At 69.9% G+C, this 16466-nt stretch carries 20 protein-coding genes and 1 other RNA gene; 8 read left to right on the plus strand and 13 right to left on the minus strand.

All coding sequences use genetic code 11. The annotated features are described in order from the left end of the window. Nucleotides 1-19: 19 nt before the first annotated feature. Entirely contained in the window at nucleotides 20-916 is an 897-nt protein-coding gene (locus ABID41_RS06500; protein ID WP_331932621.1) for an N-formylglutamate amidohydrolase, read from the plus strand. A gap of 6 nt (nucleotides 917-922) precedes the next feature. Here ABID41_RS06500 and recR read toward each other — a convergent pair whose 3' ends face one another. The 4 genes from recR to ffs all read right to left on the minus strand — a co-directional run bounded on the left by recR (nucleotide 923) and on the right by ffs (nucleotide 3926). Beyond that, the gene (recR, locus tag ABID41_RS06505) at nucleotides 923-1525 is read right to left on the minus strand and encodes a recombination mediator RecR (protein WP_331932622.1); all 603 of its coding nucleotides are present in this window, start codon (nucleotides 1523-1525) and stop codon (nucleotides 923-925) included. 99 nt (nucleotides 1526-1624) lie between these two features. Beyond that, nucleotides 1625-1948 carry a YbaB/EbfC family nucleoid-associated protein gene (locus ABID41_RS06510; RefSeq protein WP_331932623.1) on the minus strand — a complete coding sequence of 108 codons (324 nt, stop codon included), beginning with the start codon at nucleotides 1946-1948 and terminating at the stop codon, nucleotides 1625-1627. 7 nt (nucleotides 1949-1955) lie between these two features. After that, nucleotides 1956-3749 (minus strand): DNA polymerase III subunit gamma/tau, encoded by a 1794-nt coding sequence (locus tag ABID41_RS06515; RefSeq protein ID WP_354297333.1) that lies wholly within the window; start codon nucleotides 3747-3749, stop codon nucleotides 1956-1958. A 78-nt stretch (nucleotides 3750-3827) separates the two neighbouring features. Then, nucleotides 3828-3926: signal recognition particle sRNA small type (gene ffs / locus ABID41_RS06520), an RNA gene on the minus strand. A 60-nt stretch (nucleotides 3927-3986) separates the two neighbouring features. On the opposite strand from ffs, the gene nudC reads away from it, so the two are divergent. Next, entirely contained in the window at nucleotides 3987-4916 is a 930-nt protein-coding gene (nudC, locus tag ABID41_RS06525) for an NAD(+) diphosphatase (RefSeq protein ID WP_331930813.1), read from the plus strand. A gap of 10 nt (nucleotides 4917-4926) precedes the next feature. On the opposite strand, the gene ABID41_RS06530 is transcribed toward nudC, so the two are convergent. From ABID41_RS06530 to ABID41_RS06540, 3 genes are read right to left on the minus strand one after another with little or no spacing between them, the layout of a single operon-like run. Then, nucleotides 4927-5226, minus strand: a complete 300-nt coding sequence (locus ABID41_RS06530; protein ID WP_331930811.1) for a hypothetical protein — start codon at nucleotides 5224-5226, stop codon at nucleotides 4927-4929. Continuing rightward, on the minus strand, nucleotides 5223-6074 hold the full coding sequence (locus ABID41_RS06535; RefSeq protein ID WP_331930809.1) for a prephenate dehydratase: 852 nt from the start codon (nucleotides 6072-6074) through the stop codon (nucleotides 5223-5225). The genes ABID41_RS06530 and ABID41_RS06535 overlap by 4 nt, the downstream gene beginning before the upstream one ends. Then, nucleotides 6067-6807: a 3-deoxy-manno-octulosonate cytidylyltransferase gene (locus tag ABID41_RS06540; protein ID WP_331930807.1), complete on the minus strand. Its 741-nt coding sequence runs from the start codon at nucleotides 6805-6807 to the stop codon at nucleotides 6067-6069. The genes ABID41_RS06535 and ABID41_RS06540 overlap by 8 nt, the downstream gene beginning before the upstream one ends. A 139-nt stretch (nucleotides 6808-6946) precedes the next feature. On the opposite strand from ABID41_RS06540, the gene ABID41_RS06545 reads away from it, so the two are divergent. After that, nucleotides 6947-7606, plus strand: a complete 660-nt coding sequence (locus ABID41_RS06545; protein WP_354297334.1) for a c-type cytochrome — start codon at nucleotides 6947-6949, stop codon at nucleotides 7604-7606. Between the two features lie 4 nt (nucleotides 7607-7610). Here the strand turns inward: ABID41_RS06545 and ABID41_RS06550 are convergent, their stop codons facing one another. Together ABID41_RS06550 and ABID41_RS06555 are read right to left on the minus strand one after the other, a co-directional pair. Then, the gene (locus ABID41_RS06550; protein ID WP_354297335.1) at nucleotides 7611-8456 is read right to left on the minus strand and encodes a C40 family peptidase; all 846 of its coding nucleotides are present in this window, start codon (nucleotides 8454-8456) and stop codon (nucleotides 7611-7613) included. Next, nucleotides 8453-9859 (minus strand): leucyl aminopeptidase family protein, encoded by a 1407-nt coding sequence (locus tag ABID41_RS06555; RefSeq protein ID WP_354297336.1) that lies wholly within the window; start codon nucleotides 9857-9859, stop codon nucleotides 8453-8455. Before ABID41_RS06555 ends, ABID41_RS06550 begins: the two co-directional genes overlap by 4 nt. Nucleotides 9860-9938: 79 nt before the next feature. On the opposite strand from ABID41_RS06555, the gene ABID41_RS06560 reads away from it, so the two are divergent. Together ABID41_RS06560 and ABID41_RS06565 are read left to right on the plus strand one after the other, a co-directional pair. Beyond that, complete coding sequence (locus ABID41_RS06560; RefSeq protein WP_354297337.1) at nucleotides 9939-10781, plus strand: tetratricopeptide repeat protein; 843 nt, start codon at nucleotides 9939-9941, stop codon at nucleotides 10779-10781. A 99-nt stretch (nucleotides 10782-10880) separates the two neighbouring features. After that, nucleotides 10881-11177: a hypothetical protein gene (locus ABID41_RS06565; protein ID WP_331927790.1), complete on the plus strand. Its 297-nt coding sequence runs from the start codon at nucleotides 10881-10883 to the stop codon at nucleotides 11175-11177. Between the two features lie 165 nt (nucleotides 11178-11342). Here ABID41_RS06565 and ABID41_RS06570 read toward each other — a convergent pair whose 3' ends face one another. Then, nucleotides 11343-12029, minus strand: coding sequence for a Crp/Fnr family transcriptional regulator (locus ABID41_RS06570; RefSeq protein WP_331927792.1), 687 nt, complete (start codon nucleotides 12027-12029; stop codon nucleotides 11343-11345). 79 nt (nucleotides 12030-12108) lie between these two features. Here ABID41_RS06570 and ABID41_RS06575 point away from each other — a divergent pair, with 79 nt between their 5' ends. After that, nucleotides 12109-12936 (plus strand): TauD/TfdA dioxygenase family protein, encoded by an 828-nt coding sequence (locus ABID41_RS06575; protein WP_331927794.1) that lies wholly within the window; start codon nucleotides 12109-12111, stop codon nucleotides 12934-12936. Nucleotides 12937-13134: 198 nt separating this feature from the next. Then, nucleotides 13135-13320 (plus strand): hypothetical protein, encoded by a 186-nt coding sequence (locus ABID41_RS06580; protein WP_331927795.1) that lies wholly within the window; start codon nucleotides 13135-13137, stop codon nucleotides 13318-13320. Nucleotides 13321-13354: 34 nt separating this feature from the next. Here ABID41_RS06580 and ABID41_RS06585 read toward each other — a convergent pair whose 3' ends face one another. Then, entirely contained in the window at nucleotides 13355-13813 is a 459-nt protein-coding gene (locus ABID41_RS06585) for a PaaI family thioesterase (protein ID WP_331927797.1), read from the minus strand. A 101-nt stretch (nucleotides 13814-13914) separates the two neighbouring features. On the opposite strand from ABID41_RS06585, the gene ABID41_RS06590 reads away from it, so the two are divergent. Beyond that, nucleotides 13915-14511 carry a TetR/AcrR family transcriptional regulator gene (locus ABID41_RS06590; protein ID WP_331927799.1) on the plus strand — a complete coding sequence of 199 codons (597 nt, stop codon included), beginning with the start codon at nucleotides 13915-13917 and terminating at the stop codon, nucleotides 14509-14511. On the opposite strand, the gene ABID41_RS06595 is transcribed toward ABID41_RS06590, so the two are convergent. Both ABID41_RS06595 and ABID41_RS06600 read right to left on the minus strand, forming a co-directional pair. After that, the gene (locus ABID41_RS06595; protein ID WP_331927801.1) at nucleotides 14508-15479 is read right to left on the minus strand and encodes a type II secretion system F family protein; all 972 of its coding nucleotides are present in this window, start codon (nucleotides 15477-15479) and stop codon (nucleotides 14508-14510) included. The genes ABID41_RS06590 and ABID41_RS06595 overlap by 4 nt on opposite strands. A gap of 9 nt (nucleotides 15480-15488) precedes the next feature. Continuing rightward, nucleotides 15489-16463: a type II secretion system F family protein gene (locus ABID41_RS06600; protein WP_331927805.1), complete on the minus strand. Its 975-nt coding sequence runs from the start codon at nucleotides 16461-16463 to the stop codon at nucleotides 15489-15491. Between the last annotated feature and the right edge of the window lie 3 nt (nucleotides 16464-16466).

Below are 16466 nucleotides of genomic sequence, written 5' to 3' on the forward strand. Positions count from 1 at the left end.
GCATCGTCTTATGATCCCAATGAACGCCTGGGAGCCCATCGCCGCCGGCCGGACCGCGCCCGAAGCGCCCTTCGAGGTGCGGCGCGCGAACGGCGAGCGACCGCCCCCCACACCGCTGGTCTTCGCATCCCCCCATTCCGGGCGTTCTTATCCAGACGACATGATGGCGGCCGCGGCGCTGGACGCGCTGTCGATCCGGCGCTCCGAGGACGCCTTCGTCGACGAGCTGATCGCCGCAGGTCCCGCCCACGGAGCGGCGTTGATCTGCGCAACGCTGGCGCGGGCCTATATCGACGTGAACCGCGAGGCCTTCGAGCTCGATCCGGCCATGTTCGCCGACGAACTGCCCGACTTCGCACGCTCGCGCACGGCGCGGGTGGCCGCGGGCCTCGGGGCCATCGCGCGGGTCGTCTCGGAGGGCCAGGAGATTTACGCCCGCAAGCTGACCTTCGAAGAGGCCCGGCGGCGCATCGAGGGCGTGCACGCGCCGTATCACGCCGCCCTCGCCCGCCTGCTGGGCGAAGCGCATGCGGCCCACGGCTACGCGGTCCTGATCGACTGGCACTCCATGCCGGCGGCGGCGGCCAAGGCCTGCGGCCGGGGCGGTCCCTGCGACATGGTGCTGGGCGACCGCTTCGGGGCCTCCTGCTCAGGAATTGTGACGCAGAAGGTGGAGCGTGAACTGGTCGCCCGCGGCTATCGCGTCGCCCGCAATGCGCCCTATGCCGGCGGCTACACCACCGAGCACTACGGCCGCCCGACCCGGCGCACCCACGCCCTGCAGATCGAGATCAATCGCGGCCTCTATCTGAACGAAGGCACGCTGGAGCCGACCCGCAACTTCAGGCGGCTGCAGAAGGATCTTTCGGAGGTCATCGCCGCCCTTGGCGCCGCCGACTGGAGCGGGCTGCGCTAAGCGGCGTCAGGCCGGCCGGCGGGCCCGCATGGCCTGGTTGATGGTGCCGTCGTCCAGCCAGTCGAGCTCGCCCCCGACCGGCACCCCGCGCGCCAGCATGGTGACGGTCACGCCCGTCCCTTCCAGCCGCTCGGCGAGATAGTGCGCCGTGGTCTGACCATCGACCGTGGCCGGCAGGGCGAGAATCACTTCCTTGACGCCTGGCTCGGTCGCGCGGGCGATCAGCGGCCCAATGCGCAGGGCCTCGGGGCCGATCCCGTCCAGGGCCGAGAGCAGGCCGCCCAGCACGTGATAGCGGCCCTTGAACGCCGCGGCCCGTTCCATCGCCCACAGCGCCCCCACCTCCTCCACCACGCAGATCAACGAGGGGTCGCGCTGCGGATCGGTGCAGATCGCGCAGGGGTCCTGGGTGTCGAGGGAACCGCAGACGCTGCAGGTCTTCACGCGGTCGGCGGCGATGCTCAGCGCCTCCGACAACGGCAGCAGGAGCTGGTCGCGACGTTTCAGCAGCGCCAGCGCCGCGCGCCGGGCCGACCGGGGCCCCAGCCCCGGCAGCTTGGCGAGCAGCGAGATCAGCCGCTCGATTTCGGGTCCGGCGGAGGCGGCCACTCTAGACTCCGCTCATTCCCGCGCAGGCGGGAAGCCATAGGGCTTGCGCCACCCGCTCGGCTTGGATCCCCGCCTGCGCGGGGACGAGCGGAAAAGGATTCAAAGCTTGAGCCCAGGCAGGCCCATGCCCGCCAGCGGGCCGGCGGCCTCGCGCATCAGTTCGGCCTGCTGGGCGTCCAGCTTGCGCTTGGCGTCGGCGTGGGCGGCGACGATCAGGTCGGAGATCACCTCGCCCTCGCCCGGAGCCAACAGGCTTTCGTCCATCTCCACGCTGGCGAGGTCGCCCGTACCTTTCAGGGTCACCCTCACCATGCCGCCGCCGGAGGTGCCTTCGACCACCAGTTCGGCAATCCGCGCCTGGGCGTCGGCCAGCTTCTGCTGCATGGCCTGGGCCTGCTTCATGATGGAGCCAAGGTCTTTCATCGCGGTCTCACTCGTCGTCTTCTTCGTCTTCCGGCGGCTCGGCGGCTGGTGACGTCTCCGGCAACGGGATGTTGCGGATGCTGAGGATCTCAGTCCCCGGGAAGGCCTGCATGATGGCGGTCACGAAAGGATCGGCCTCGACCTCGGCGCGGACTTCCAGCGCCTCGCGCTTCTGGCGCTCCCAGGCGCTCTCGGCCCCGCCGCCGCCGCGGGCGGCCACCAGCCAAGGCTGGCCGGTCCATTCCTTCAGCCGGCCGACCAAGCGCTGGGCCAGGTTGTTCGGCGCGCCCGGGGCCGGTTCGTATTCGATCGCGCCCTGGCGGAAGCTGATCGGCCGGACGTAGCGCTCCACGTCGAGCTGCAGGACGATGTCCCGCTTGGCCTTGATCAGGTTCATCACGTCGGCGAAGGACTGCAGGGTGGGCGCAGCCTCCCCCTGCGGCTGGGCGACCGCCATCGGACGGGCCTGGGCGCTGACGCCGCCGCCCATGCTGGCGACCGCGCCGCCGCCTCCGCCACCGCCGCCGCTCGGGCCTGGGACGCCGGGAATCGGCTCGCCGGACTGCAGGCGCCTGAGGGCCTCTTCCGGTCCCGGGAGATCGGCCGCATAGGCGAGGCGGATCAGCGCCATGTCGCAGGCCGCGGCGGCGTCGGGCGCGCGGCGGACTTCCTCATGCGCCTTCAGCAGCAATTGCCAGATGCGCGACAGGCTGCCGGCCGAGACCGAGGCCCCGATCGCCGCCAGGCGGGCCGCCTGCTCCTTGGGCAGGGTCAGGGCCTGGACCCCGATCGCCTTGGCGACCGAGGCGCCGTGGGTGTGGTCCATCAGGTCGAGCATGACCTGGCCCGGCTCGGCGCCGAAATTGTAGAGCGTGCGGAAGGTCTCGACCGCAGGCCCCGCCTGCCCGCGCATGACCTGCTCGAACAGGCTGATGGTCTGGGCGCGGTCGGCCAGCCCCAGCATGTCGCGGATGGAGGCGGCGGTGACCGTCTCGCCGGCCTGGGCCTGGACGATGGCCTGGTCCAGCATCGACTGGGCGTCGCGCATCGAGCCCTCGGCCGCCCGGGCGATCAGCAGCATGCCCTCGGCCTCGACCCGCGCGCCTTCCTTGCCGGCGATCATGTCGAGGTTCTTCACGATCACGTCCGGCTCGACCCGACGCAGGTCGAATCGCTGGCAGCGGGACAGGATCGTCACCGGCACCTTGCGGATCTCGGTGGTGGCGAAGATGAACTTGGCGTGGGGCGGCGGTTCTTCGAGGGTCTTCAGGAGCGCGTTGAACGCCCCCGTCGAGAGCATGTGCACCTCGTCGATGATGTAGACCTTGTAGCGGGCCTCGACCGGCGCGTAGCGGACCCCGTCCAGCAGTTCGCGCATGTCGTTGACGCCGGTGCGGCTGGCGGCGTCCAGCTCCAGCACGTCCATGTGCCGGCCCTCGATGATGGCGCGGCAGTGCCGGCCCTCCTGCGAAAGGTCGAGGCTGGGCTCGTGGACCGTGTCGGTGTCGTAGTTCAGGGCCCGGGCCAGCAGGCGGGCGGTGGTGGTCTTCCCGACCCCGCGGACCCCGGTGAGCATGAAGGCGTGGGCGATTCGGCCGCTGGCGAAGGCGTTGCGCAGTGTGCGCACCATCGCCTCCTGGCCGTAGAGGTCGTCAAAGGTGCGCGGGCGGTACTTGCGCGCGATGACCGTGTAGGCGGCCGACTCCTCAGCGGGCGCAGCCGGCGGCGCAGCGGGCTCGCCGAACATGTCGCTCGTATTGGGATCGCGCTCTAGCGTCTCGGGTGCTTCGTCTTCGGCCATTGGAGCCCGAGGATAGGCCCTCGGCGCGACAGCCGGAAGTGGTCCCGGATGGGCGGCCGTCGTGCGTGGGGCTTGAATGGGTGGAGACCGAACGACGACCCGGAGCGAAACTCGTTACGGCTGCTTCCTTCCGGACCTGACCGGGTTGGCGAGGCGTCCGCCCGTCGCCGATCTCCGCCCCCTATATCGCGACCTTGACGCTCGCGCGCAAGCGTCAGCGAAGCTACAACTCCGCGCATGGCGCTTTCCCGTTATCAGAACACCTTCGCTGGCAACCCCCTCAACCGCGCCAGCGAGCGCCGTGGGGACGTCTCATGGCTGACCGAAAAGCTGCTGGCGCAGGATTCCCTGGCCATCGCCCTGTGGAACGGCCAGCCCTTCGTGGAAAAATCCCCCGACGGCGGCGTGCAGATCGCCTACCTGCCCTCGCGCATGGCCGAAGACCTGTCCGGCGGCCCTGAGCGGCTGCTGTTCATGGGCCTGTGGCAGGAGACGGCGGTGTTCGCGGTCGACCTGGAAGGCGGGATGGACCCGGCCGACGGGCCGCTGGCCGGGCTGGGACGATTCGAGGACCTGCGGGGCCTGGCCCTGAAGCTGCCGGCCGCGGATGCTGCGATCATGGCCACGGCCAAGTCGATGTTCGAATGGCGCCGCCGCCACCGCCACTGCCCCTCCTGCGGCGAGCACACCGACGTGGTCGACGGCGGCTGGAAGCGCGCCTGCCCGTCCTGCAAGGCCGAGCATTTCCCGCGCACCGACCCGGTGGTCATCATGCTGGCCCTGCACGGCGATCGCTGCATGCTGGGCCGCCAGGAGGCCTGGCCCAAGGGCATGTTCTCGGCGCTGGCCGGCTTCCTCGAGCCCGGCGAATCCATCGAGGAGGCCTGCGCCCGCGAGCTCGAGGAAGAGGCGGGCCTGAAGACCCTGTCGGTCTCCTATCACTCGACCCAGCCCTGGCCTTATCCCTCGTCGCTCATGATCGGGCTGATGGCGCAGGTGGAGACCGACGAGGCGACCCCCGACCAGACCGAGCTCTCCGAAGTGCGCTGGTTCACGAGACAGGAGACGCGCGACCTGCTGGCCGGCAAGCTCGAAGGAACCTTCGTCCCCGGCCCCCTGGCCATCGCCCACCAACTCATCAAGACCTGGGCGGAAAGCGAAGACTGAGGGAGAAGTCCTAGGCCAGCTTGACGATGACCTCGACGTCGTCGCCGCGGCGGGTGCGGCGCTCCAGCCGGGCCTGGCCGATCGCGTTGGAGAGGTCGGCGACAAAGGCCCGGACCTCGGGCTTCAAGTCGCCCGCGACCACGATCGTGTAGGGCGGCGAGAGCTCGCTCATCGTCCCGAAGACCATCGAATCGACGAAGGCCTCGATGCTGGAGCCGTGACCGGGGATCGCCTGGATGACGTCCTGCAACAGTCGGCCGAACTCCTTGGGGTTGCGGCAGGCGGAGGCGTCGATCTCGACGGTCTTCATCGGCTCGCCCGGCTGCGGAAGGGATCGGCCGGATAGACGCCCAGGATCTCGAATCGCTCGGAGAAGAAGCGCAGCTCCTCGAAGGCGAGCGCCAGGCCGCGATCCTCCGGACGGCCATCGACCTCGGCGTAGAAGAAGGTCGCGGTGAAGGCGCCGTTCTCCATGTAGCTTTCCAGCTTGGTCATGTTGACGCCGTTGGTCGCGAACCCGCCCATGGCCTTGTAGAGCGCCGCCGGAAGGTTGCGGACCCGGAAGACGAAGCTGGTCACGCAGGGCGCGGTGAACGGCGGCGGCGGCGGGTTCTTGTCGGCCGTCATCACCAGGAAGCGCGTGGTGTTGTTGTGCTCGTCCTCGATGTCGCGGGCGAGGATCTCCAGGCCGTAGAGCTCGGCCGCCAGGGCCGGCGAGATCGCCGCGCGGGTCGGGTCGGGCTCGGCGGCCAGCAGCTTGGCGGCCAGCGCCGTGTCGCCCACCGCCTCGGTCTTCAGCTTCAGCCGGCGGATGGTCTTGCGGCATTGGCCCAGCGCGATCGGCATGGAGGCCGCGGTCTTCACGTCCTCCAGCTTCACGCCCGGATTGGCCATAAGCTGGAAGTGGATCGGCTTGAACCGCTCGCCGATGATCTTCAGGCCCGAAGACGGCAGCAGGTGGTGCACGTCGGCGACGCGGCCTGCGATGGAGTTCTCCACGGGGATCATGCCGAGCTGGCAGTCGCCGCTCTTCACCGCGTCGAACGCCTCCTCGAAGGTGGCGTGCGGGACGGGCTCCATCTCCGGAAAGGCCGCCACGCAGGCCTCGTGGCTGTTGGCGCCAAGCTCGCCCTGGAAGGCGATCCGTCCCTTACTCATTGTTTTTCCTTGCGAATGCGCGGGCGCGTTCGAGGTCGGCGGGGTTGTCCACCGAGATCGGTGCCTCGTCTATGACCGCCGCCCAGATCGACATGCCGAGTTCCAGGGCGCGAAGCTGTTCCAGCCGCTCACGCAACTCCAGCGGCGAGGGCGGCGCGGCCGTGAACCGCATCAGGGCCTCTCGCCGGTAGCCGTAGACGCCGTGGTGCAGCCACACCGGCGCGTCGCCATAGAGCACCGAGCGGGTGAAATAGAGCGCGCGGGCGCTGCGGCCGTCCGGCTGCATCGAGGCCACGACCTTGGGAATGTCGGGGTTCGAGCGTTCGGCGACGTCCGACTCGGCGACCATCACGGTCGAGATGTCGCAACTCGGCTGGTCGGCCAGCAGGCGCGCCGTCGCCTCGACGACGCTGGGCGCCAGGAAGGGAATGTCGCCCTGCAGATTGATGACCACGTCGTGCTCCCCGGCCGGGTCCAGGGCCTGCAGGGCGGCGACGATTCGGTCCGAGCCGGAGGGCAGGTCGGGGTCGGTGAGGATCGCCTGGCCGCCGGCGGCGCGCACCGCCTCGACGATTTCGGCGTCGCCGGCGGCCACCGCCACCGGGCCGATCCCGGCCGCCTGCGCCTGGCGCAGGACACGGACGATCATCGGGATACCCTCGATATCCGCCAGCGGTTTGCCGGGCAGTCGAGTGGCGGCCATACGCGCCGGGATAAGAACGATCGGTTTCATGACGCCCGTAAGCCACCAAAGCCTGGGTTGCGCGGGCGGCGGTAGCGTGTAAGAGAGCCGGGCGCAATAAGGGGCGGGGGAATCCCGCGCTAAGGCCAGCTTGATTCGGCTGGCCATAGAGAGGGCCGATTAAGGGACTATGAGCGACCTGACGTTCAACAAAGTCGCGGGCGCCGTACTGGCGACCGGCCTGGCCATCGTCGGCCTTCGTGAAGTCTCCGCGGGCGTGTTCGCCAAGCATCCTGTCGAAAAGCCGGGCTATGCGATCGCGGTCGCCGAGACGGCCGGCGAAGGCGCCGCCGCGGCGGAAGCGCCGATCGACTGGGGCACCGTGCTGCCGACGGCCGACGTCAAGGCCGGCGAGGCCGTGTTCGCCAAGTGCAAGTCCTGCCACACCATCGAAGCCGGCGGCCCGAACGGCACCGGCCCGAACCTGCACGGGACCCTGGGCAAGAAGCCCGGCACCCACCCGGGCTTCGCCTACTCGCCGGCCATGATCGAGCACGGCAACAAGGTCGGCGTCTGGGGCTATGAGGAAATCTCCGAGTTCCTGACCGCGCCGCAAAAGCACGTCTCCGGCACCAAGATGACCTTCGTCGGCCTGAAGAAGCCGGAAGACCGCATCGCGGTGATCGCCTACCTGCACAGCCAGGGTTCGACCCTGCCCTTCCCGGCTCCGAACCCGGCGGTCGCCGCGGCTCCGGCCGCCGAAGGCGCTGCGGCCCCGGCGGCTGAAGGCGCGGCTGCTCCTGCGGCTCCGGCAGCGGCCCCGGCCGCCGCCGCTCCGGCGACGAAATAAACTTCTAGAACAACGAGATAGGGCGGCGATAGGCGGTGGGTTCGCCCACCCCCGCCGCCACGTAGCGAGCCCTGGTTTCGGCCAGGGGCTCGATGGCGACGGCCATGTGAAACGCGTTGGCGTGAATGATCCGCGTCGCGTCGAGCATCATGGCCACGTGCCCCTTCCAGAACACCAGATCACCGCGGGCAAGCTCGCCCTCGGCGACCTCCCGGCCGCAGGCCTGCTGCTGGTCGGTGTCGCGCGGGATCGCCACGCCGCAGGCCGCCAGGGCCTGCTGCGTCAGGCCCGAGCAGTCCAGGCCCAGGCTCTCGCGCCCGCCCCAGAGATAGGGCGCCCCAAGATAGCGCTCGGCCACGCCAGCCGGGTCGGCCTCCACGGTTCCGAGCGGAGCGAGGTGCTCCTCGACCATCCAGCCGGCGCCGGCGACCTTGGCGAAGCGACCCTCGCGCGCCTCCACCGCAACCAGCGATTCCAGCGAGTAGGGACCGCCCGCCGGCGCCTTTATGGAGGGTTCGGCGAAGGCGTAGGTGCGGATGGCGGAAACCTTGTGCGTCGGGGCGCTATCGGCAGGTTTTACTGCCAATATGTCCACAAACCCGACATAGCCGTCGCGGCGCGCCTGGCCCCAGAAGAAGCCGTCGACCTCGTCGAGCACCTCAAACCCTTCTCCGAAAAGGAGTTGGTCGAGTTGCTCGGCGCTCGCGTCCGGCGCCCGCCGCAGGGCCGTGGCCGGCGAAAAACAGACGTATCGGCGCGTATCGGCATAGCGATCGGCGGTGACGATGGATTCCAGGAACCTGGCGGCCAGGTCCGGCCGGGCCAGGGTGTTGCGCGGGTCACAGCTCACGCGGCGAACCGGTCCTTGAGCATCCGATAGAGCGCGCGGATCGCCTGGGCCTCGCCGCCCGAGGGCCAGCCCGGCCGGCCGCGCGGGTTCCAGGCGAAGATGTCGAGATGCACCCAGGGGCCGGACGGCGCGAACTTCTGCAGGAAGAGGGCGGCGGTGACCGAGCCGGCCTGCGCCCAGGCGTCCGAATCGTTCTTCACGTCGGCCACGTCGGAATCGAGGCTGTCGACATAGCCCTTCCACAGCGGCATCCGCCACAGCGGGTCGGAGGCCGCGGCCATGGCCGCCTCGATCTGGCCGGCCAGCTCCTCATCGTCGGTATAGAACGGCGGCAGTTGCGGCCCCAGGGCGGCGCGCGCCGCCCCGGTCAGGGTGGCCAGGTCGATGGTCAGGGCCGGCTCCAGCTCGCCGGCGCGGGTCAGGGCGTCGGCCAAGATCAGCCGCCCCTCCGCATCGGTGTTGCCGACCTCGATGGTCAGGCCCTTGCGGCTGTCGAGCACGTCGCCGGGCCGCATGGCGTCGCCGGAGATGGCGTTCTCCACCGCCGGCACCAGGATCGAGAGCCGCACCGGCAGGCGGGCGGCCATGACCATCCGGCCGAGCGCCAGGGCGTGGGCGGCGCCGCCCATGTCCTTCTTCATCAGCCGCATGCCGGCCGAGGGCTTGATGTCGAGGCCGCCGGTGTCGAAGACCACGCCCTTGCCGACCAGGGCGACAAGCGGACGACCGGCCTCGCCCCAGGAGAGCTCGATCATCCGCGGCGCGCGCTGCGCCGCCGCGGCGCGGCCGACGGCGTGGACGGCCGGATAGTTCGCCTCCAGCAGGCCATCGCCGGTGACGACGGTGATCTGCGCGCCGTACTGCTCGGCGATTTCGCGGGCGATGGTCTCGATCTGCAGCGGCCCCATGTCGTTGGGCGGGGTGTTGACCATGTCGCGGGCGAGCGCGCAGGCGTGGGCCACGTGGCGCACCTCATCCAGGTCGATCCCCTCGACCACCAGGCGCGGATGGGCCTCGCGCTTTTGCTTGTAGCGGTCGAAGCGATAGCTCCCGAGGGCGAAGGCGAGCGCCGCCTCGGCGAGGTCCAGGCCCGCCGGCGCCGGCTCCAGGCGATAGTCGCCGGCCGGCAGCTTGGCCGCCAGGGCGCGGAAGGCCTGGGGATCGCCCCCGGCTCCCAGCCCGAACAGCACCTGGCTCGCCGCGCCGTCCTCGCCCGGCACGATCAGGAGCTGGCCGGACTTGGCCTTGAAGTCGGCGGCGGCGGCCAGGCCCTGCACGAAGGCGGGCGCGGCCTCGAGGAAGCCGGGCAGGTCCTTTTCGAGGACGGCGCGGACCGGGACCGCCGGGCCTTGCGCGCGATCGACGATGACTTCGAACATCGCTGGGGAGATCGCTTGGGACATCGGTCAGGCCTCCGGAAATTATGCTTAACGCTTCCTTTATGGGCGCGCCGGATGCTGCGACGATCATCCGGAGACCCTCATGTCCATGTGTCGCATGTCGGCCCTCGCCGCAACCGCCCTGGCTCTCGTCGTGACGGCGCCGGCGACGGCGGCCCCGTGGAGCAAGAAGGCGCCCGCCGCCGATGCGGCCGCCCTGGCCGCGCCGGCCGCTCCGCCCGCCCCCGCCCCGCGGGTGAAGGCCAGCGCCCAGCAACGGGCGGAGATCGGCCGCATGGACCCGCTGGCCAGGGCCGCCTTCTGGGCGCGGGAGGCCGAGATCGACCCCGGCGACGCCGAGGCCGGCGTCCAGCTCTCGCGGGCGCTGCGGGCCATGGGAAAATATGACGACGCGGTGCAGGCCGCCGACCGGGCGCGCGTGGCCCGGCCCGCCGACGTCGAGGTGCTGCTGGAGCTTGCAAGAGCCCATGTGGGCCGCGGCCAGGGCTTCTACGCCATCGAGCCGGGCCGCGAGGCCCAGCGCCTGGCGCCGCGCGACTGGCGCGCCCCGGCCCTGCTGGCGGTGGCCTACGAGCAGGCTAAGCGCGACGAGGAGGCCCTGGCCGCCCACCGCCAGGCCCTGGCCCTCGCCCCCGAGAACCCCGCGGTGATCGGCAACCTCGCCCTCTACTACGCCGGCCACGGCGACACGAGAGAGGCCGAGACCCTGCTGCGCCAGGCCGCCGCCAAGCCCGGCGCCCCCATCGCCGTGCGCCAGAACCTCGCTTTGGTGCTCGGCCTGCAAGGCCGCCTGGACGAAGCCGAACGCCTCGCCCGCCATGACCTCCCCCCGGAGATGGTCGAGAACAACATGGCCTGGCTGCGCAGCGCAAAGGCGGCGCCGGGCGCGAGCCGGAGATGGGCGGATATGAAGGGGCCGGAGTGAGGGAGCTTTTCGAGGCTCGCCAAGCCCACAACGTTCGCGAGCAAGCTGGACTGTAACAGCCGAACGCCTAAAGTCGCCCCAGAGATCCGGGGGGTTGCCATGAACTTTCTGCGCACTGCGCCGTTCGGCACCTTGTTCACTGCCGCTTTTGCCATCGGCGCGGCCTGTCACCTGGCCTTCCTGATCATCGAGATCATCGTCGCCCTGGCCGCGCCTGGCGTTTTCACCCTGAACGGAAGCAAGGCGACCAACCCCGGCGAAGCGCTCGGCGCTGTCGCGATCATGTTCATTGTCATGATGTTCCTGAACGCCGGCGTCTCGGCGTTCGGCTCGCTCTGTTGGCTGGCCGTCCGGCGCTGGATGCCGAAGAAGGCAGCAGCCGGCGTTGGAGTCTGACAGCCGAGAACAGGCGGAAATCCGTCTCGATGCTGCGCATCGATCCACCTCCCCCAGTGGGCAGGTGAATCCCCTATGCCCTCATCCGACCCGCTGCGCGGGCCAGCTTCTCCCGCGAGGGGAGAAGGACGAGCTTCATATCGCCCCGCCCCAGTGGGGGAGGATCTAGGCTTGCGCCGTGACGGCGCGCTGGAGGCGGGCGGCGTCGAGGATGCGGATGCGGCCGTATTCGAGCTGGACGGCGCCTTCGTCGCGCAGGGCGGCCAGGTGCAGGTTCACGGTCTTGCGGGTGAGGCCGACCATCTCGGCCAGGGACTGCTGGCTGAGGTGGAAGACGTCGTTGGGCGCGCCGGCCTGCATCATCGAGAGCAGCCGGGTGGCGATCCGCTCGCGCGGGCCGAGCGCCAGCAGGTCGGCGGCCCACTGCATGGCGACGCCGAGCTGCAGGTAGAGCAGGCCGGTGACCGCCTGCCAGACGTCCGGACGGGCGTGGGCGATGCGGCGCAGGGTCTGGTCGGAGAGGTGCAGCACCAGGCAGGGCTCGGCGCAGATGACGGTGGCCAGGCGCGGGCCGCCGCCGAAGTCGGGCGTCTGGCCCCAGGCTGCGCCGCTCTTCAGATAGGCGAGGCAGACGTCCTTCTGGTTGGAGGCGCGGCCGTAGAGCTCGGCGGCGCCCTGGACCAGAACCATGACGCCGGCGGCCTCGTCGCCCTCGGCCTGCAGCCAGGAGCCGGGATCGTGGCGGCGCAAGGCGCCCTCGGCCGCCAGCAGTTCGGCCAGGCCCTGGGGCAGCGGGATCATCCAGCGGGAGGCGCGCAGGACGGTCAGGGCGAGTTCGCGATCATTCGCCATGGAAAGTAACTTAGGTGACAATCTTGCCGCGCGCCTTAAGTCTTAAATCGAGTTCCGGTTACTCGACAGGGAGGCGATCATGACCGCGTTGGTCCGCGACACTGATGGCTGCGGCGCCGAGATCACCCAGGTAGCGGTGGCGGACGCGACCGATAGCGAGATCGATTTGATTCGGGAGACGGTGTTTCGTCGCGGGGTGGCTTTCCTGCACGACCAGCACTTGACGCCGGAGGAGCACATCGCCTTCGCCGAGCGGATCGGGCCGATCGTGGTGAACCGCTATTTTCCGCCCTCGGAGCGCTATCCGCAGATCGCCAAGGTCGAGAAGACCGAGGCTCAGACGACCAATATCGGCGGCGGCTGGCACACTGACCACAGCTATGACCAGGCGCCGGCCATGGGCTCGGTGCTGCTGGCGATCGAGACCCCGCCGAGCGGAGGCGATACGCTGTTCGCCGACATGTACGGCGCCTACGAGGCGCTGTCGGACGGGCTGAAGGCGACGCTGGCGGGTTTGCGGGCGCTGCACGCCTCGGCGCACATCTACGGCAAGGACGGGGTGTTCGGACGGACCGACCAGGCGCACCTGGCCGGGCACGACGACACGCCTTCGGCGATCCACCCGGCGGTGATCACCCACCCGGGCAGCGGTCGCAAGGCGCTCTATGTGAACCCGGCCTTCACCCTGGGATTCGAGGGCTGGACGGCGGAGGAGAGCCGGGCGCTGCTGGGCTATCTCTACCAGCATGCGGTGCAGCCGCAGTTCGTGCATCGGTTCGCGTGGAAGCCGGGCTCGATGGCGATCTGGGACAACCGGGCGACCTGGCACCAGGCGATGAACGACTACCAGGGGCATCGGCGGCTGATGCACCGGATCACCATCGCCGGGGAGCCGCTGGGGGCTTGAGGGCGGACGGCCGCCCACCCTTCCCTTCGTAGGAAGGGAGCGGGCATGGCTGCTCAGCGGGCCGCATCCTGGCCGCTTCACGGCTTGGTCTCTCCCTGTGGAAAGGGAGGGAAAGAGCCCTCCGCCGGGGGAGGAAAAAAGGACGGAACTTCGGTCTTCGGGAGGGGTTGGCTTTGGGTGACCGAAAGGAGGCTCGATATGAACAAGCAGCCTACGCCCCGGCCGCAGGACGATCGCAAGGCGCCCCCGCAACACGTCCGCGAGGACGACGATCTCCTGAAGCCGACCCCGGTCGACCGCGCCAAGGACACCCGCGGCGGCCTTTCCACTGGCGTCGACACCGGTGCGATCCAGCCCGGCAAGACCGGCAACGCTCACATCTAACCTAGACGCCTACATCTCAGCGGCGGGCGGGACGTCACCCATTGGCTGGGGCGTCCCGCGCCCGCGCATCCTCATATGGCATGACCAGTTGCTGGCCGGTCGCCTCGGCCAGGAGAACGCCGGCCTGGTCGCGGAACTCGACGCGGGCGGTGATCAGGCGGCGCGAGCGGCTGACGACCCGGGCCTCGATGTTCAGGCCGTGATTGCGGCCCATGCGGACAAAGTTGAGGTTGAGGTTGATGGTGCGGAAGGCCGCGCCGTCCGGCACGACGGTCATGGCCGCGAAGGCCAGGGCCTGGTCGGCCAGGGCGGCGACGTAGCCGCCGAACAGCGAGCCGTCCTCGGTGGCGAGGTCGGGATGCGGCGCCCAGGTCTTGCGGACCCAGCCCTCGCCCCATTCGTCGAACAGGCCGAGCTTCAGGGTGCGGGTGACGGGGGGCGGGCTCGCCTCGCCGGCGGCGAGCGCTTCGAGCCGATCGGTGGCCCAGGTCATGGAGAACCTCTTTCGCAGTTGCTGGTGCGGCGAAGGTTAGGCGCGGCTGGAACACTCTGTTATTCGACTTCTCCCAGGCGGGAGCTGCGGCGGGAAGCAGGATGGAAGAGGCTGATAATATTCGCCAAGCCCCGCGGCAGAAGCGGGCGCGGGCGTCGGTGGACTTCATCCTGGACGCCGCAACTCAGGTTCTGGAGCGCGACGGCGAGGCCGGGTTCAACACCAATGCGGTGGCCGAGCGGGCCGGCGTCAGCATCGGCACGCTCTATCGCTACTTCCCCGACAAGCTGGCCATCCTGAAGGCCATGGGGATGCGCGAAACCGTGGCCTTCCGCAAGGTGGTGGCGCAGGCGATGGCCGGCGAGACCGAGGGCCTGGCGCGCGACCGGGCGGTGATCCGGGCCTTCCTGCGCGCTTTCCAGGGACGCACGCGGGCGCGGCAGATCGCGATGATGGCGATGCTGGCCCACGCCGACCATCGCAAGCTGGCCGAGGGGTTCGGGCCGGTGGAGACCTCGTTCACGGACGCGGCTGGCAAGGCGCTGTCGCCGATCGCCGGCTTCGTGCTGTCGCGGGCGGTGCAGGGGGCGATGCGGGCGGCCGTGCTGGAGGGCGCGGACTTCCTGCTGTGCCAGGAGTTCGAGGACGAGCTGGTGAAGCTGTCGCGGGCCTATCTCGGCTATGGGCCGAAGGCCTAACCGGCGCCGAGCATGTCCTTCACCCGCAGGGCGGCGGGGCCGAGGATGACGATGAAGAGGACCGGCAGGAAGAAGACGATCATCGGCACGGTCAGCTTGGCCGGGAGCTGGGCGGCCTTCTTCTCGGCGGCCGAGAGGCGCATGTCGCGGTTCTCCTTGGCCATGACCCGCAGGGCCGTTCCCAGCGGGGTGCCGTAGCGCTCGGCCTGGATCATCGCGGTGGTCACCGACTTGATGCCCGGATGGTTGGTGCGGCGGGCCAGGCCCTCATAGGCCAGGCGTCGCTCGGGCAGGTAGGAGACCTCGGCGGCCAGGAGGGAGAGCTCCTCGGCCAGCTCGATGGAGGTCCCGCCGATCTCCTGGCTGACCTTCTGGACGGCGGCCTCGATGGACATGCCGCTCTCGACGCAGATCAGCAGCAGGTCGAGGGCGTCGGGGAAGGCGCCGACGATCGACTCGCGGCGCTTCTGGGCCATGTTGGTGATGAAGACGTTGGGCGCGTAGTAGCCGGCGGTCAGCGCCCCCACCGTCAGCGCCAGCCGCATCATCGGCGGCAGGCCGAAGTCGTTGGCCAGGAAGAGATAGCCGCCGACGAGGGCTGCGAAGACGAAGGGCAGGACGAAGCGGAAGAAGTAGAAGGTGGTCACCGGCCGCGGGCCGCGATAGCCGGCCTGGGCGAGCTTTTCGACGACTTGCGGGTCTTCCAGCAGGCGCGAGAGCTGGAGGCGGTCGACGACGTTCTTGTAGAGCCCCTCGTCCACATGACGCAGGCCGCTCTGGCCGCCCTTGGCCAGGGCGGCGCGGGACTTGCGGCGCAGCTCCTCGCGGCGGCTGGACACCGACTTCAGCCGGTTCTCCAGATTGCTGCGGTTCAGCATCGGCAAGGCGATGGTGACGATGGTGGCAAAGGCCACCAGGGCCACGAAGGCGGCGACCAGGTTCTCGGGATTGGTGAGCGTCTCGATCACGGCCGATCCCTAGAGCTTGAAGTTGATCATCTTGCGCATGGCGAGGATGCCGCAGGTCATCCAGACCGCGCCGATGCCGAGCAGGATGTGGCCGCGGGGATCGGTGAACAGCAGGCGCACATAGTCCGGCGCGGTGATGAACAGCAGGAGCGCGACGAGCGGCGGCAGGGAGCCGATGATCGAGGCCGAGGCGACGGCCTCGGCGGCCAGGGCCTTGACCTTCTCGCGCATCAGCTTGCGGGCGCGGATGACGCTGGAGAGGTTGCCCAGGGCCTCGGCGAGGTTGCCGCCGGTCTTGGCCTGGATGCCGAGCACGATGGCCAAGAAGCGGACCTCGGAGGTCGGCATCTCGGCGTGCATCTTCTCGAGGGCCTGGTCCATGCTCATGCCCATGCCGACGCTTTCCACCAGGCGGTTGAACTGGCCGGCCAGCGGCTCGGGCGACTCCTTGGCGATGACCCGCAGGCTGTCGTGGACCGGCAGGCCGGACTTGATGCCGCGCACCACGATGTCGAGGGCGTCGGGGAAGGCGGCGGTGAACTTCTTGACCCGCCCGGCGGTGAGGAAGCCGAGCACCCAGCGCGGCAGGCCAAGACCCGCGGCGAAGGCCAGGCCAATCCCGATCAGCGGCGGCTGGCGCAGGACCAGGGCGATCAGGAAGGCGACCACGGCGAGGCCGGCGCTGGCGATCCAGAAGACGGTGACGGAGATCTCCAGCCCGGCCTGCTTGAGGCGCGCGGCGATGCTGAGGCGCGCCTTCTTCTGCGCGCGGTCCTGCTCCTTGAGGGTCTGGACGATCTGCTTGCGGCGCTGTTCCTGGGCCCCGCCGGGGCGGCGCACCGCCTCGCGCGCGGCATCGCGGCCGGTGACGGACTGGGCGCGCTTGAGGGTCTTGGCGCTGGCGGTCGAGGACGGCCCGGCCAGGGCAAAGCCGAGGCCGGCGACCACCACGAAACCGAGGAAGGCGGCGAGCAGGGGCAGCAGCAT

It is taken from the genome of Phenylobacterium koreense, from assembly GCF_040545335.1.
Lineage (GTDB): Bacteria > Pseudomonadota > Alphaproteobacteria > Caulobacterales > Caulobacteraceae > Phenylobacterium > Phenylobacterium koreense.

What these genes read in the sequence shown, in the direction of transcription:
- ABID41_RS06500 (WP_331932621.1), top strand. Translation starts at nt 20, where the DNA reads ATGAACGCCTGGGAGCCCATCGCCGCCGGCCGGACCGCGCCCGAAGCG.
- ABID41_RS06510 (WP_331932623.1), bottom strand. Translation starts at nt 1,948, where the DNA reads ATGAAAGACCTTGGCTCCATCATGAAGCAGGCCCAGGCCATGCAGCAG.
- ABID41_RS06515 (WP_354297333.1), bottom strand. Translation starts at nt 3,749, where the DNA reads ATGGCCGAAGACGAAGCACCCGAGACGCTAGAGCGCGATCCCAATACG.
- nudC (WP_331930813.1), top strand. Translation starts at nt 3,987, where the DNA reads ATGGCGCTTTCCCGTTATCAGAACACCTTCGCTGGCAACCCCCTCAAC.
- ABID41_RS06530 (WP_331930811.1), bottom strand. Translation starts at nt 5,226, where the DNA reads ATGAAGACCGTCGAGATCGACGCCTCCGCCTGCCGCAACCCCAAGGAG.
- ABID41_RS06535 (WP_331930809.1), bottom strand. Translation starts at nt 6,074, where the DNA reads ATGAGTAAGGGACGGATCGCCTTCCAGGGCGAGCTTGGCGCCAACAGC.
- ABID41_RS06540 (WP_331930807.1), bottom strand. Translation starts at nt 6,807, where the DNA reads ATGAAACCGATCGTTCTTATCCCGGCGCGTATGGCCGCCACTCGACTG.
- ABID41_RS06545 (WP_354297334.1), top strand. Translation starts at nt 6,947, where the DNA reads ATGAGCGACCTGACGTTCAACAAAGTCGCGGGCGCCGTACTGGCGACC.
- ABID41_RS06555 (WP_354297336.1), bottom strand. Translation starts at nt 9,859, where the DNA reads ATGTCCCAAGCGATCTCCCCAGCGATGTTCGAAGTCATCGTCGATCGC.
- ABID41_RS06560 (WP_354297337.1), top strand. Translation starts at nt 9,939, where the DNA reads ATGTCCATGTGTCGCATGTCGGCCCTCGCCGCAACCGCCCTGGCTCTC.
- ABID41_RS06565 (WP_331927790.1), top strand. Translation starts at nt 10,881, where the DNA reads ATGAACTTTCTGCGCACTGCGCCGTTCGGCACCTTGTTCACTGCCGCT.
- ABID41_RS06570 (WP_331927792.1), bottom strand. Translation starts at nt 12,029, where the DNA reads ATGGCGAATGATCGCGAACTCGCCCTGACCGTCCTGCGCGCCTCCCGC.
- ABID41_RS06575 (WP_331927794.1), top strand. Translation starts at nt 12,109, where the DNA reads ATGACCGCGTTGGTCCGCGACACTGATGGCTGCGGCGCCGAGATCACC.
- ABID41_RS06580 (WP_331927795.1), top strand. Translation starts at nt 13,135, where the DNA reads ATGAACAAGCAGCCTACGCCCCGGCCGCAGGACGATCGCAAGGCGCCC.
- ABID41_RS06585 (WP_331927797.1), bottom strand. Translation starts at nt 13,813, where the DNA reads ATGACCTGGGCCACCGATCGGCTCGAAGCGCTCGCCGCCGGCGAGGCG.
- ABID41_RS06590 (WP_331927799.1), top strand. Translation starts at nt 13,915, where the DNA reads ATGGAAGAGGCTGATAATATTCGCCAAGCCCCGCGGCAGAAGCGGGCG.